The 14,344-nt window shown below is 74.1% G+C and carries 13 protein-coding genes; 9 read left to right on the top strand and 4 right to left on the bottom strand.

All coding sequences use genetic code 11. The annotated features are described in order from the left end of the window. The first annotated feature begins 47 nt into the window (after positions 1-47). Together ACFQ8Y_RS21640 and ACFQ8Y_RS21635 are read left to right on the top strand one after the other, a co-directional pair. Entirely contained in the window at positions 48-2,768 is a 2,721-nt protein-coding gene (locus tag ACFQ8Y_RS21640; protein WP_430586703.1) for a UvrD-helicase domain-containing protein, read from the top strand. 42 nt (positions 2,769-2,810) lie between these two features. Continuing rightward, a complete protein-coding gene (locus tag ACFQ8Y_RS21635) occupies positions 2,811-3,422 on the top strand; it encodes a hypothetical protein (protein WP_430550397.1) in 612 nt (203 codons plus the stop codon). A gap of 35 nt (positions 3,423-3,457) precedes the next feature. Here the strand turns inward: ACFQ8Y_RS21635 and ACFQ8Y_RS21630 are convergent, their stop codons facing one another. Together ACFQ8Y_RS21630 and ACFQ8Y_RS21625 are read right to left on the bottom strand one after the other, a co-directional pair. Then, positions 3,458-4,012 (bottom strand): Clp protease N-terminal domain-containing protein, encoded by a 555-nt coding sequence (locus ACFQ8Y_RS21630; RefSeq protein WP_430564638.1) that lies wholly within the window; start codon positions 4,010-4,012, stop codon positions 3,458-3,460. Continuing rightward, a complete protein-coding gene (locus ACFQ8Y_RS21625; RefSeq protein ID WP_430586702.1) occupies positions 4,012-4,221 on the bottom strand; it encodes an RNA polymerase subunit sigma-70 in 210 nt (69 codons plus the stop codon). The genes ACFQ8Y_RS21630 and ACFQ8Y_RS21625 overlap by 1 nt, the downstream gene beginning before the upstream one ends. Positions 4,222-4,492: 271 nt before the next feature. Between ACFQ8Y_RS21625 and sucC the strand changes: the two genes are divergently transcribed. From sucC to purN, 4 genes are all read left to right on the top strand, one after another. Continuing rightward, positions 4,493-5,662: an ADP-forming succinate--CoA ligase subunit beta gene (gene sucC / locus ACFQ8Y_RS21620; RefSeq protein WP_430550394.1), complete on the top strand. Its 1,170-nt coding sequence runs from the start codon at positions 4,493-4,495 to the stop codon at positions 5,660-5,662. Between the two features lie 37 nt (positions 5,663-5,699). Then, positions 5,700-6,596 (top strand): succinate--CoA ligase subunit alpha, encoded by an 897-nt coding sequence (sucD, locus tag ACFQ8Y_RS21615; protein WP_430586701.1) that lies wholly within the window; start codon positions 5,700-5,702, stop codon positions 6,594-6,596. A 98-nt stretch (positions 6,597-6,694) separates the two neighbouring features. Continuing rightward, positions 6,695-7,942 carry a DUF6350 family protein gene (locus tag ACFQ8Y_RS21610; RefSeq protein WP_430586700.1) on the top strand — a complete coding sequence of 416 codons (1,248 nt, stop codon included), beginning with the start codon at positions 6,695-6,697 and terminating at the stop codon, positions 7,940-7,942. A 60-nt stretch (positions 7,943-8,002) separates the two neighbouring features. Beyond that, on the top strand, positions 8,003-8,659 hold the full coding sequence (gene purN, locus ACFQ8Y_RS21605; RefSeq protein WP_430586699.1) for a phosphoribosylglycinamide formyltransferase: 657 nt from the start codon (positions 8,003-8,005) through the stop codon (positions 8,657-8,659). 9 nt (positions 8,660-8,668) lie between these two features. Here the strand turns inward: purN and ACFQ8Y_RS21600 are convergent, their stop codons facing one another. After that, positions 8,669-9,247 (bottom strand): helix-turn-helix domain-containing protein, encoded by a 579-nt coding sequence (locus ACFQ8Y_RS21600; RefSeq protein WP_430586698.1) that lies wholly within the window; start codon positions 9,245-9,247, stop codon positions 8,669-8,671. Positions 9,248-9,330: 83 nt separating this feature from the next. Here ACFQ8Y_RS21600 and ACFQ8Y_RS21595 point away from each other — a divergent pair, with 83 nt between their 5' ends. After that, positions 9,331-10,656, top strand: a complete 1,326-nt coding sequence (locus ACFQ8Y_RS21595; RefSeq protein ID WP_430586697.1) for an MFS transporter — start codon at positions 9,331-9,333, stop codon at positions 10,654-10,656. Positions 10,657-10,717: 61 nt separating this feature from the next. On the opposite strand, the gene ACFQ8Y_RS21590 is transcribed toward ACFQ8Y_RS21595, so the two are convergent. Continuing rightward, positions 10,718-11,752 (bottom strand): SDR family NAD(P)-dependent oxidoreductase, encoded by a 1,035-nt coding sequence (locus tag ACFQ8Y_RS21590; RefSeq protein ID WP_430586696.1) that lies wholly within the window; start codon positions 11,750-11,752, stop codon positions 10,718-10,720. Positions 11,753-11,843: 91 nt separating this feature from the next. On the opposite strand from ACFQ8Y_RS21590, the gene ACFQ8Y_RS21585 reads away from it, so the two are divergent. Further along, entirely contained in the window at positions 11,844-12,416 is a 573-nt protein-coding gene (locus ACFQ8Y_RS21585) for a helix-turn-helix domain-containing protein (protein WP_430586695.1), read from the top strand. Positions 12,417-12,602: 186 nt separating this feature from the next. Then, the gene (purH, locus tag ACFQ8Y_RS21580) at positions 12,603-14,225 is read left to right on the top strand and encodes a bifunctional phosphoribosylaminoimidazolecarboxamide formyltransferase/IMP cyclohydrolase (RefSeq protein WP_430586694.1); all 1,623 of its coding nucleotides are present in this window, start codon (positions 12,603-12,605) and stop codon (positions 14,223-14,225) included. Positions 14,226-14,344 lie beyond the last annotated feature (119 nt).

Below are 14,344 nucleotides of genomic sequence, written 5' to 3'. Positions count from 1 at the left end.
CCGGGCGGCGCCGGGATGTCGGCCGCGGAGCCTAGGCTTGGTCCACGATGACCTCCCTGTTCGACAGCCTGTCCCTGCCCGGGTTCGACCACGCCGCGAAGGACGACACCGCACGCCTGCCGTCCACCGCGCCGCGCTGGGACGACGACGCCGCCGACCCGGAGTCCGGCGCGCCCGCGTGGGTGCGCGACGCCGCGGTGGAGGCGCACGACGGCGCCCACGACGGCGGCGCGGCCGAGGGGCGGCCGCGGTCGCGGGGGGCGTTCTCGCACCTGGACCCCGACGCCCTGCTGGACGGGCTGAACCCGCAGCAGCGGGCCGCCGTCGAGCACGCGGGCTCGCCGCTGCTCATCGTCGCGGGCGCCGGGTCCGGCAAGACGCGCGTGCTCACGCACCGCATCGCGTACCTGCTGGCCACGGGCCGGGCGCGGGCGGGGGAGATCCTCGCGATCACGTTCACCAACAAGGCCGCGGCCGAGATGCGCGAGCGCGTCGAGCACCTGGTGGGCCCGGCCGGCGGGCGGATGTGGGTCTCGACGTTCCACTCCGCCTGCGTGCGGATCCTGCGCAAGGAGGCCAAGACCCTCGGCCTGCGCTCCAGCTTCTCCATCTACGACGCGGCGGACTCGCAGCGCCTCATCACGCTGGTGACGCGCGAGCTGGACCTCGACGCGAAGAAGTACCCGGCGCGCTCGCTGGCGCACAAGATCAGCGACCTCAAGAACGAGCTGATCGACCCCGAGACGTACGCGCAGAGCTCGGGCGCCGACGCCACGGAGGAGGGCTGGCGCGAGCGCGCCGCCCGCGCCGCGTCGTCGGGCTCGCTGCCGTCCCAGGCGCCGGAGTTCGACACCGTGCTGGCCGACGTCTACCGCCGCTACCAGCAGCGCCTGGCGCAGGCGAACGCGCTCGACTTCGACGACATCATCATGACGACGGTGAACCTGCTGCAGGCGTTCCCGAACGTCGCGGAGCACTACCGGCGCCGGTTCCGGCACATCCTGGTGGACGAGTACCAGGACACGAACCACGCGCAGTACATGCTGGTGCGGGAGCTCGCGGGTGCCACCGCGGACGGGCCCGGCGCCGACGGCCTCGACCCGGCGGAGCTGACCGTCGTGGGCGACGCCGACCAGTCGATCTACGCGTTCCGCGGCGCCACGATCCGCAACATCGTGGAGTTCGAGGAGGACTACCCCGACGCCACGACGATCCTGCTGGAGCAGAACTACCGCTCCACGCAGACGATCCTCACGGCCGCGAACGCCGTCATCTCGCGCAACCCGGACCGCAAGCCCAAGCGGCTGTGGACCGACGCGGGCGCGGGGGAGAAGATCGTCGGCTACGTGGCCGACGACGAGCACGGCGAGGCGCGGTTCGTCGCGGAGGAGATCGACCGGCTCGGCGACTCCGACGGCGTGCGCCCCGGGGACGTCGCGGTGTTCTACCGCACCAACGCGCAGTCCCGTGCGCTGGAGGAGGTGCTGATCCGCGTCGGCCTGCCGTACAAGGTGGTGGGCGGCACCCGGTTCTACGAGCGCCGCGAGATCAAGGACGCCGTCGCCTACCTGCGTGCGCTGGCGAACCCGGACGACGACGTCAACCTGCGCCGCGTGCTCAACGTGCCCAAGCGCGGCCTGGGGGACAAGGCCGAGTCGCTCGTGGCGTCGTTCGCGGACCGCGAGCGCATCTCCTTCGGGGCGGCGCTCGAGCGCGCCGACGAGATCGGCGGCATGACGTCCCGCACGTCCAAGCCGCTCACGGCGTTCCGCGACATGATGCGCGAGCTGCGCGCCCTCGTCGACGACGGCGAGCCGCCCGCCACGATCCTCGGCGCGGTCCTCGACCGGACGGGCTACCTCGCGGAGCTGCGCGCGTCCGACGACCCGCAGGACGCGTCCCGCGTCGAGAACCTCGCCGAGCTGCACGCCGTCGCGGCGGAGTTCAGCGAGCTGGACCCCGAGGGCGACCTCGCCGACTTCCTCGAGCGCGTGTCGCTGGTGGCCGACGCCGACCAGATCCCCGACGAGGACGTGGCCGACGGCGAGGCGGAGCAGGAGCCCAAGGAGGACCAGGGCGTCGTCACGCTGATGACCCTGCACACCGCCAAGGGCCTGGAGTTCCCCGTCGTCTTCCTCACGGGCATGGAGGACGGCACCTTCCCGCACATGCGGTCGCTGCACGACGACTCCGAGCTCGCCGAGGAGCGGCGGCTGGCGTACGTCGGGATCACGCGCGCCCGGCAGCGGCTGTACATCTCGAGGTCGGCGGTGCGGTCCGCCTGGGGGGCGCCCAACGAGTTCCCGCCCAGCCGGTTCCTCGAGGAGATCCCCGACGAGCTCTGGGACTGGCGCCGGCGCGAGTCGTCCACCCAGTACCTGCGCCGCGGCGGGTCCGCGTGGGGTGGTCAGGCACGGGGCGGCACGGCACGGAGCGGGTCGGCACGCGGTGGGGCGGGCTCGTCGGGCAGCACCTGGTCGCCTCAGCGGCGCTCGCCGTCCGAGGGTGTCGGCGGGCGGATCGGCCGGCCGAAGGAGGCGGGCACGACGACGGCGAGCACGGGCGCGACGTTCGGCTCCGCGACCCCGCGCAAGGACGCGGACGTGCCGTCGCTCGACGTCGGCGACAAGGTGACGCACGACGCGTACGGCCTCGGCACGGTCGTGTCGCTGGAGGGGAGCGGCCCGAACTCCGTCGCGCGGATCGACTTCGGCGCGGACGGCACCAAGCGGCTGCTGTTGCGGTACTCGCCGGTCACCAAGCTCTGACCTCGCCGGGCGGGGGCGTGCCGCCGCTGGCATCGTGACCGTGTGCTGCTGGACGCGAGGACGCTGCGCGGCCTGGCCGACGGGACGGTCACCCACACCTACCGCCGGTGGGCCGTGGTGCGGGTGCGTCCTGGGTCGACGATGCGCACCCGGGTGGGCGTGGTCGAGGTGACGGCCGTGGACCCGGTGACCCTGGAGAGCGTCGACGACGCCGGCGCCCGCGGGGCGGGCTTCCGGTCGGTGGCCACGGCCCGGGCATGGATCGAGCGGCGCGGCGAGGGCGACCTGTACCGCGTGGGCCTGCGCCTGGCCGGGCCGGACCCGCGGGTCGCGCTGCGGGAGGACGACGACCTCGACGCCGCGGCCGTGGACGCGATCCGCGCCCGCCTCGCGCGCATGGACCGCGCGGCGCCCGAGCCGTGGACGCGCGCCTACCTGGAGCTCGTCGCGGCGCGGCCGGCCGTCGTCGCGCGCACCCTGGCCGAAGGGCTGGGCATGGAGCGCGACCCGTTCAAGATCCGCGTGCGCCGGCTCAAGGAGCTGGGCCTCACGGAGAGCCTCGACGTCGGGTACCGGCTGTCGCCTCGCGGCCGCGCGTATCTGGCGGCCACGGCCGGCGACGCGTCGGTCAGGGACGCGCCGTCGGCGCGCTGACGGCGGCGCAGGCCGGACAGGTCAGGCGTCGCAGGTCAGGCAGCGCGCGACTCGTGCTCGGCGGCGGCGCGGAGTGCGGCGACGTCGCTGCCCGCGTCGTGCAGGGCCGACTCGAGGATCCGGCCGCCGGGGCAGTCGGCACGCAGGAGGCCCAGGAGCAGGTGCCGGTCGTCGATCCCCTTGTCGCCGAGGCGCACCGCCTCACGCAGCGAGAGCTCCAGCGCCTTGCGCGCGTCGGCGGTGAAGGGCCAGTGCTTGCGCCGACGCGAGCCCTTGCGGGCGGCCCGGTCGAGCGCGCCCTTGCCGAAGGTCTCGTCGGCGCGCCGGCTGACCTCGTCGAGGTCGATCCCGACCGCCGCGAGCGCCTCGGCGTCGAGCACCTCACCCCGTCGGACGGCGTCGCGGGCGCGCGCGGCGACGTCGTCGGGCCTGACGCCGCAGCTCACGAGCGCGGCGGGGGTGCGCCCTGTGCCCTCGGCGAGCGTGATCACCAGGTGTCGGGTGTCGATCGACTCGGAGCGCTCGCGCTCCGCGATCTCCGTGGCACCCTGCACCGCCGTGCGCGCCTCCTTCGTGAACCTCTCGAACATCAGAGCCTCCTGCCGTGCTTCTTGTGGACCGCCTGCTTGGTCACGCCGAGCGCGTCCGCGACGTCCTGCCACGACCAGCCGAGCTGTCGCGCGCGTTCCACCTGGAGCGTCTCGAGGCGGTCCGCCAGGTCGCGCAGCGCGCGGACGGCGCGGAGCCCTTCCGTGGGGTCGTCGCCGGCGGCCGCGCCGACGAGCGTCTTCTCCGTCATGCCGTCAACTATGGTTGACGAGACGAGCACATGTCAACCCTGGTTGACGCTGCGGTCTGTCAGGACGGGCGCGCGGTATTCCCCGCGGCGGCCCTGACAACTCGGGCGGGTCGCTGTGGGATCGGTCACCTGCGGCGGGGGAATGCAGGGCCGATGTTCCCGGCGTCGTGCCGGTCGGACTACCCTGTTCGGGGATGTCTTGATGTCGAGACATCCGTTCGTGCCGGCCTCTGCCGACCCAGGGGCACCACCGATGGAAGGACGCAGCAGGGTGGACCTGTTCGAATACCAGGCTCGCGACATCTTCGAGAAGCACGGCGTGCCCGTGCTCGGCGGCGTCGTCGCGACGACGCCCGAAGAGGCTCGCGCAGGTGCAGAGAAGCTCGGCGGCGGGACCGTCGTCGTCAAGGCCCAGGTGAAGGTCGGTGGCCGCGGCAAGGCCGGCGGCGTCAAGCTGGCCCACTCCCCGGCGGAGGCCGAGGAGAAGGCCGGCGAGATCCTCGGGATGGACATCAAGGGCCACACGGTCCACCGCGTGATGATCGCGCAGGGCGCCAAGATCGCCGAGGAGTTCTACTTCTCCGTGCTCCTGGACCGCGCGAACCGCAACTACCTCGCCATGTGCTCCGTCGAGGGCGGCATGGAGATCGAGCAGCTCGCCGTCGAGCGCCCCGAGGCGCTCGCCCGTGTCGCCGTCGACCCGATCGTCGGCATCGACGAGGCCAAGGCGCGCGAGATCGTCGACGCCGCCAACTTCGCCGAGGACCTCAAGGCCCCCGTCGCCGACGTCATCCAGAAGCTCTGGACCGTCTTCACGGCCGAGGACGCCACCCTCGTCGAGGTGAACCCGCTGGTCCGCACCGAGGACGGCTCGATCGTCGCCCTCGACGGCAAGGTCACCCTCGACGACAACGCCTCCGAGGTGCGCCACCCGGACCACGAGGCGCTCGAGGACAAGGCCGCGGCGGACCCGCTGGAGGCCAAGGCCAAGGAGAACGGCCTCAACTACGTCAAGCTCGACGGCGAGGTCGGCATCATCGGCAACGGCGCGGGGCTCGTCATGAGCACCCTCGACGTCGTCGCCTACGCCGGCGAGGAGCACGGCGGCGTGAAGCCGGCGAACTTCCTCGACATCGGCGGCGGCGCGAACGCCACCGTCATGGCGAACGGCCTGGACGTCATCCTCAACGACCCGCAGGTCAAGAGCGTGTTCGTCAACGTCTTCGGCGGCATCACCGCCTGCGACGAGGTCGCCAAGGGCATCGTCGGCGCGCTGGAGATCCTCGGCGACGAGGCCAGCAAGCCGCTGGTCGTGCGCCTCGACGGCAACAACGTGGACCTCGGCCGCGCCATCCTGCGCGAGGCGAACCACCCGCTGGTCACCCTGGCCGAGACCATGGACGGCGGCGCGGCCAAGGCCGCCGAGCTCGCCCACCTCTGAGCGCCCCGCCGACGTCGAAAGCAGAGATTTCAGAACCATGTCGATCTACCTGAACAAGGACAGCAAGATCATCGTCCAGGGCATCACCGGCGGGATGGGTGCCAAGCACACCGCCCTGATGCTCGACTCCGGCGCGCAGATCGTGGGCGGCGTGAACGCCCGCAAGGCCGGCACCACCGTGACCCACAAGGACCACGAGGGCAACGACGTCACGCTGCCCGTCTTCGGCACCGTCAAGGAGGCCATGGCGGAGACCGGCGCGAACGTGTCGGTCCTGTTCGTGCCCCCGGCGTTCACGAAGGACGCGGCCATCGAGGCCGTCGACGCCGAGATGCCGCTGATCGTCGTCATCACCGAGGGCGTCCCGGTGCAGGACTCGGCCGAGGTCTTCGCCTACCTCCAGGGCAAGAAGACCCGCATGATCGGCCCGAACTGCCCCGGCGTCATCACGCCGGGCGAGTCGCTGGCCGGCATCACGCCGCACACCATCACGGGCAAGGGGCCGATCGGCCTCGTGTCGAAGTCGGGCACCCTGACCTACCAGATGATGTACGAGCTGAAGGACCTCGGGTTCTCCACCGCCATCGGCATCGGCGGCGACCCGGTCATCGGCACCACGCACATCGACGCGCTCGAGGCCTTCGAGAACGACCCGGAGACCCAGGCGATCGTCATGATCGGCGAGATCGGCGGCGACGCCGAGGAGCGTGCGGCGGCGTACATCAAGGAGCACGTCACGAAGCCGGTCGTCGGCTACGTCGCGGGCTTCACCGCCCCCGAGGGCAAGACGATGGGCCACGCCGGCGCCATCGTCTCGGGCTCGGCGGGCACCGCGCAGGCCAAGAAGGAGGCCCTCGAGGCCGTGGGCGTGAAGGTCGGCAAGACGCCGTCCGAGACCGCCGAGCTCATGCGCGAGATCCTCAAGTCGCTCTGACGCTCTGACACCACGCACGACGGCGTCCGTCCCTCCGGGGGCGGGCGCCGTCTGTGTGTCTGCGGGGTTCTGCCGGGCGCCCGGGTGACGATGAGCCGGTGAGCGCACCACCCGGCACCCGCACCGCCCGCACCGTCGACGGCGACCGTCCCGCGCGGACCCTCGGCCGGGGGAGCGAGCGGTTCGCGGCCGCGACGTCGGGCGCGTGGTCCACCGTGCAGGGTGTCGTGCTGTCCGGGGCGGTCGTCGTGCTGCTCGCCGTGGTCGGGGTGCTGGGCGGGTCGCCGGACTCCGCGTGGACGGGGGCCGTCGGCGTCGCCACGGGCCTGTGGCTGCTGGGGCACGGTGTGCCGATCGACGCGGGCGGCGGCGTGATCACGCTCGTGCCGCTCGGGATCGGCGCCCTTGCCGTGTTCACCACCTACGTGTCCGTGAAGCGGTCCGCGCTGCCCACCCTGGCGGCCTGGGTCGCGGCGACCATGACCTATGCCGCCCTGACCGTCGCCCTCGCCGCGGCGACCGCGGGCGTGGCGGGGGGCGACGGGCTCGCCGCCGCCGGGCCCCGGCTGGCCCTCGCGGCGCTCGGCGGCGCCGTGGTCGGCGGGGCGGGCGCCGCGCTCGGCGTCCTCGTGCCGCCGGACCGGCCCGAGGTCGTCGTCCCCGGCGGCCCGCTCGACCGCCTGGTGCCCGACGTCGCCCGGCTGGGCCTGCAGGCGGGCACGGTCGCGCTCGTCGCCCTGACCGGGACGGGTGCGGCGCTCACCCTCGTGTGGGTCGTGGCCGGGCGGGCGACGTCGGAGGACGTGGTGACCGGCCTCGACCCGGGCTGGATCGGCGGGGTCGTGTTCGCCGTCGCGCAGCTCGCGCTGCTGCCCAACCTCGTGCTGTGGGCGACGTCGTGGATCGCCGGCCCGGGGTTCGCCGTCGGGCAGGGCACCGTGTTCGCCCCGGGCGGCACGGAGGCCGGCCCCCTGCCCGCCGTGCCGCTGCTGGGCGCGCTGCCCGGCCCCGACTGGTCCGGCCCGACGGCGACGGTCGCCGGCCCGCTGGTCGTCGTGGCCTGCGGCGCGCTCGCCGGCTGGTTCGCGTGGCGGCGGCTCGACCCCGAGCGGGTCCGCTGGGTCGACCTGGCCCAGGTGCTCGCGGGGGTGGTGCTGCTCGCGGGCGTCATGACCGGGGTGCTGCAGCACTGGGCCGGGGGCGCGGCGGGCGCAGGACGGCTGGCGCAGGTGGGCGCGGACCCGCTGCTGACCGGTGCGGTCGTGGCCGTCGAGGTCGGGGTCGGGGCGGCGGTCGTGCTGGCGAGCGCGCACGCGCAGGTCGGTGCGCGGCTGCGTCGGGAGTAGGGCGCGGACGCCTCCGAGGCCGCCACGGGGCGACGAAGGGTGCGCGGGTAGGGTGACGTCGTGCAGACCCCGTCCGGCCACCCCGTCGCGTCCACCTCCGCCCAGGGCACGGCCCAGGCCCGGCTCGTCGTCCTGGCCTCCGGCGGGGGCTCCAACCTCGCGGCGCTGCTCGCGGCCCACGACGACGCGGCGTACGGCGCGCGCGTCGTCGGCGTGGTCTCCGACAAGCCCGGCGCCGGGGCGCTCGACCTGGCCCGCGACGCGGGCGTGGCGTCGGTCGTCGTGGCCCCGCAGGACTTCGACGACCGCCCCGCCTGGAACGTCGGCATGGCCGAGGCCGTCGCCGTCTTCCGGCCCGACTACGTGGTGCTCGCCGGGTTCATGCGCATCCTCGCGCCCTCGTTCGTCGAGCGGTTCGCCGGGCGGATCGTCAACACCCACCCCGCGCTGCTGCCCTCGTTCCCCGGGGCGCACGGCGTGCGCGACGCCCTCGCCTACGGCGTGAAGGTCAGCGGGTGCACCGTGCACGTGGTCGACACCGGCGTCGACACCGGGCCGATCCTCGCCCAGGCCGTCGTCCCCGTGCTCGACGGCGACGACGAGGCCGCCCTGCACGAGCGGATCAAGGTCGCGGAGCGTGCCCTGCTGGTCGAGACCGTGGGCCGCGTCGCCCGCGAGGGCCTGAGCGTCGACGGGCGCCGCGCGACCGTCGGCTGAGGGTGCCCCTCAGCCCTTCGCGTCGGTGTCCGCGTCCCCGCGGGGGTCGTCCCGCGGCGCGACCGCGGTGAGCAGCTGGTACACCTCGCGTGGAGTGACAGGCTCGTCGCGGGACGCGGCCAGGCTGCGCTCCGACCAGCGGTTGAGGAGCTGCGAGAGCTCGAGGATGAGCTCGTTCGCGTCGTCGCGGGTGAGCATCATGGTGGTGAGCATGAACGTGCGGCCGGCGTCGCGGGTCTCCTCGTGGCCGCCGTGCGCGAACACCTCGGAGAGCCACTCGACGGTCGGGCGCAGGATGAGGTCGGCCGCGTCACCGGCCGCGGGCTTCACGTTGTAGCTCGTCGCGACGTTCTTCCACACGCGGTCTCGTCTGTCGCGGGCGTGCTCCGGTGCCTCGACGATCATCCCGGCTCTGGCGAGCACCCGGAGGTGGAAGCTCACGGAGTTCGCGGGCTGGCCGATCGCCTCGGCCAGGTCGGCGGCACGGGCGTGCCCGACCACCGCGAGCTGCATGAGGATCCGTTGCCGCACCGGGTTCGCGATGGCGCGCAACGACTCGGGGTCGCGGATGTCCATGGTCTCCAGCACGCGCCGAAGCCTAGCAAGGTCCCGCAACGTTCAATGCGCAATGACTATTGCGCAAATATGGTTGCGGGAATATCGTCCTTCCCATGAGCCAGCCCGCGGCGGCCGCGACGCCGTCCTCCACGAGTCAGTCCGCCTTCCCCGACCCGGGATCCGTCACGACCGAGATGCCTGCGCCGCTGCGCCGCAACCGGCCGTACCTGCTGCTGATGTCGGGGCTCACGACGCAGTCGCTGGGCGGCAGCATCACGAAGTTCGCGGTGCCGCTGCTGGCCCTCGAGCTCACGGGCTCGGCCATCGCGGCGGGGGTGGTCGCGGCCGTCGGGCAGACGGGAGCTCTCCTCGCCGCGCTGCCGGCGGGGGTCGTCGCGGACCGGGTCGACCGCCGTCGCCTCGTCGTCGGGTCGGCCGCCGTCGCGGCCGCGCTGTGGGGGACCGTCGTGCTCGCGGGCGCGCTCGGCGGCCTCTCGGCGTGGCACCTCGCCCTGGTGCTCTTCGGAGCGTCCGTGGCGACCGCGTTCCTGGACCCGGCGATCAGCGGGGCGTTCCGCGCCGTCGTCCCGCCGTCGCAGCTCCCGACCGCCTACGCGACCGCCCAGGGGCGTGACGCCGTGGCGGGGATGCTCGGAGGGCCGCTGGGCGGCGTGCTCTACGGCGTGGCGCACGTCGTGCCGATGATCGGCGCGGTCGTGGGTGAGGCCGTCACGGCACTGTGCGCGGCCCTCGTCAAGGAGCCGTTGAACGGCGACGTCGCGGACCAGCGCGCGTTGCGCCCCGTCGTCGCGCTGCGGCAGGGGCTCCGCTTCGTGTGGTTGCTGCCCCTGTTCCGGGCCTGCCTCGGGATGTTCGTCGTGGTCAACGTGGCGCTGGGCGGGATGCTCATCGGCATCCACCTCGAGCTGGCCGGGACCGGCACCCCGCCCGTGCTCATCGGCGTCCTCGACATGGTCGCAGCGGGATCGATGCTGCTGGGGGCCGTGATCGCGCCCCCGCTCGTGGCGAGGCTGCGGCTCGGGGCCCTGACGGTGCTGGCGCTCGGACTGCTCGTCGTGGCCTTCACGGCGATGGCGGTCGTGCAGGAGTACCTCGCCTACGTCGTGCTGGTCGGCGTCGGGGTGCTGCTGGTGCCGGCCGTCAACGCCGCGATGGCGGGCTACATCGCGGCGATCACGCCGGGGGAGATGCAGGGGCGGCTCGCCTCCGTGCTCGGGCTGAGCGGGGTGGCGGCCATGCCGCTGGCGCCGTTGGTCGCGGGCGTGCTGCTCGACGCGGGCGGGATCGGCGTCGTGCTGTGGGTGCTGGTCGCGCTGCTCGCGGTGACGACGGTCGCGCTCGGCCTGGTGCGCTCGTTGTGGCGGGTCGGCACCCCGGACGCCTGGGCCGACGACGCCCTGCCGATGCCCGCCGAGTGACGCCCCGAGCTGTCAGGGCCGGCGCGGGGTGCACCCCGCGCCGGCCCTGACAGGTCGGTGGTCAGACGGCCGACCAGCCGCCGTCGGAGGCGAGGATCGCGCCGTTGAGGTTCACCGCGTCGGTGGACAGCAGGAACGTGATCGACGCGGCGAGGTGCTCGGCCGTCGCGATGCCGGGGATGTTGCCCATGTACCGGCCCAGCCGGGCGCCGCCGAACTCGGCCTGCGTGGGCACCTGGATGCCGGTCGCGACCCCGCCGGGCGCGACGGCGTTCACCTGCACGCCCGAGCCCGCGTACATGACGGCGGACGACTTGGTGAGGCCGACGACGGCGTGCTTCGACGCCGTGTACGCGGCGCCCGCCGCGGACCCGCGCAGCCCCGCCTCGGAGGCCACGTTGACGATGCGGCCGCGGCCCGCGGCGAGCATCCCGGGCAGGACGGCGCGCATGAGGCGCATCGTGCCGTCGACGTTGACGCGCATCACGCGCTCCCACGTCGCGTCGGTGAGCTCGTGCACCGCGCCCATGTCGTCCATGATCCCGGCGACGTTGGCGAGGGCGTCGACGCGGTCGCCGGCGGCGCGCACGATCTCCTCGACCGACTCGGCCGACGTGATGTCGCCCGCGACGGCGACGACCTCGGCGCCCGGCGCGGCCCCCGCGAGGGACGCGGCGAGCTCGTCCAGCTTCTCCTTCGCGAGGTCGACGGCGACGACGCGGCCGCCCTCGCGGGCCACGCGGGACGCGACGGCACGGCCGATGCCGGAGGCCGCACCGGTCACCACGACGGTCTGGCCCGCGAAGCGGCCCGGCGTGACCTGCTCGGCCCAGGCCGCGGGGGCGGGGGAGCCGTCGGCGGGGTCGGCGGCGGCGTCGTCGGGCGCCTGCTCGCGGTAGGCGGCGACGAGGCCGTCGACCATCTCGGCGGGGAACTGCCCGTTCGACAGGGCGACGAGCTGCTCGAGCGGCAGGTTGCGCGCCGGGGCGAGCGCCTCGGCCGACGCGCCGGCCTGCTCGAGGACGGCGCCGAGGATGCGGCCCCCGACGGGGTGGTCGAGCCACTCGCCGACGGTCGAGGATGCGGACAGGGCCATGGTGGTCTCCTTAGCTGGTGGATGCCGAACTCGTCGGACAACTAACCGGACAACTAACCGGACAACACTGTCCGGTTGCTAGTCTATTCCAATGCCCACCGCCCGGAGCAACCCGCACCCGTCCGCCCGGAGCAACCCCGGCCCCGCGGCGGCGCCCCGCAACCGTGCGGCGCTCCTGGAGGCGGCGCACGCGGTCTTCGCCGAGTCCGGCACGGCCGCGCCGCTCAGCGCGGTCGCGCGCCGCGCCGGCGTCGGGCAGGGCAGCCTCTACCGACACTTCCCGGACCGCGTCTCCCTCGTGGCCGCCGTCGTCGAGGAGAACGTGGACGCGCTGGAGGCGGCGTCGGCCGCGGGCGCCGCGCTGCCGGAGCTCCTCGGGCTCGTGACGCGGCACGCCATCGAGTCCGTCGGGGTGGTCGACCTGCTGGTCGAGGACCGGCCGGGGCGCATGCTGGAGCTGCGCGAACGGGTCGCGGCCGTGCTCGCCGCGCACCACCAGGCGGCGCTCGACGCCGGGCAGGTGCCCGCCGGCACCACCGTCGAGGACCTCATGCTCGGCGTCGAGCTCGTGGCCGGCGCGCTCACCCGGCGGCCCGCGGCGGACCGCGCGGACACGGCGGCCCGGGCCTGGCGCCTGCTCGGCATGGAGGTGGCGCTGCCGTGACCCCTGTCGCGACCGATGTCGTGACCCCCGTCGTGACTCGTGAGGACGACGTTCGGTAGACTCGCCGCGGCCGTGACTGGCGAGGGTGGGTCACCACCGGGGAGCGGCCGACACGTCCCGCCATGCGCGCCGCCCGCCTGGGTGCGAGGGTCTTTCCGCGAGAACCCGCCCGAGGAGAAGACACTCATGTCCGGAGCACCCACCGCCCCCGACGTCCAGCTCGCCGACGACGCGCAGCGCCCCGTGCGCCGTGCGCTGCTCAGCGTCTACGACAAGACCGGCCTGACCGAGCTCGCCACCGCCCTGCACGCCGCGGGCGTGGAGCTCGTCTCCACCGGCTCCACGGCCACGAAGATCGCCGACGCCGGCGTCCCCGTCACCCGCGTCGAGGAGCTCACCGGCTTCCCCGAGTGCCTCGAGGGGCGCGTCAAGACGCTGCACCCCCGCGTGCACGCCGGCATCCTGGCCGACACCCGCAAGGCCGACCACCTCGCCCAGCTCGCCGACCTCGGCATCGAGACGTTCGAGCTCGTCGTCGTGAACCTGTACCCGTTCGCGGCCACGGTCGCGTCCGGCGCCGGCCCGGACGAGGTCGTCGAGCAGATCGACATCGGCGGGCCCTCGATGGTCCGCGCCGCGGCGAAGAACCACCCGAGCGTCGCCGTCGTCGTCGACCCGGCGCGGTACGACGACGTGGTCGCCGCGGTCCAGGGCGGCGGCTTCACGTTCGCGCAGCGCAAGCGCCTCGCGGCCGCCGCGTTCGCGCACACCGCGCAGTACGACGTCGCCGTCTCCTCCTGGTTCGCGAGCGCCTACGCGCCCGACGAGACGGCGCTCGAGTCGCACATGCCCGACGTCGCGGGCGCCACGTTCGAGCGCGCCGCCGTCCTGCGCTACGGCGAGAACCCGCACCAGCGGGCCGCGCTGTTCACCCGGACCGACGGCGGCACCGGCCTCGCCCAGGCCACGCAGCTGCACGGCAAGGCGATGAGCTACAACAACTACGTCGACGCGGACGCCGCGTGGCGCGCCGCGCACGACCACGAGGGCCCCGCGGTGGCGGTCATCAAGCACGCGAACCCCTGCGGCATCGCCGTCGGCGACGACATCGCGCAGGCGCACGCCCGCGCGCACGCCACCGACCCCGTGTCCGCGTACGGTGGCGTCATCGCGGCCAACCGGGTCGTCACGAAGGCCGCTGCGGAGCAGATCGCGCCCGTGTTCACCGAGGTCGTCGTGGCCCCGGGCTTCGAGCCCGAGGCCCTGGAGATCCTTCAGGCCAAGAAGAACGTGCGCCTGCTCGTCGTGGACACGCCGCCGCACGCCGTCGCGGAGAACCGCCCGATCTCCGGCGGCATGCTCGTCCAGGAGGTCGACCGGTTCCAGGCCGAGGGCGACGACTCCGCGTCGTGGACGCTCGCCGCCGGCGAGGCCGCCGACGAGGCCACCCTCGCCGACCTGGCGTTCGCGTGGAAGGCCGTCCGCGCCGCCAAGTCCAACGCCATCCTGCTCGCCTCGGGCGGCGCCGCCGTCGGCATCGGCATGGGCCAGGTCAACCGCGTCGACTCCTGCCGGCTGTCCGTCGAGCGCGCGAACACGCTCGCCGACGGGCAGGAGCGGGCGCGCGGCGCGGTCGCCGCGTCCGACGCGTTCTTCCCCTTCGCCGACGGTCTGCAGGTGCTGCTCGACGCCGGCGTCCGCGCCGTCGTGCAGCCCGGCGGGTCCATCCGCGACGCCGAGGTGATCGAGGCGGCCCAGGCCGCCGGCGTGACGATGTACCTCACCGGGACGCGCCACTTCGCGCACTGACCCCTGCCGAACAGGCGGTTGCGCACCGTGTACCCGCCCAGGAACGGGGCCCCCCCCCGGTGGGGGTGTAGGGGGGGGCGGGGGCGGTTTCCGGACGGGGGGGGGGGGGGGCCCGGCGG

This window comes from Isoptericola sp. NPDC056605 (assembly GCF_042792795.1).
GTDB lineage: Bacteria > Actinomycetota > Actinomycetes > Actinomycetales > Cellulomonadaceae > Isoptericola.
The sequence above is the reverse complement of the archived record's forward strand: the minus strand, read 5'-3'. Positions and strand labels throughout refer to the sequence as shown.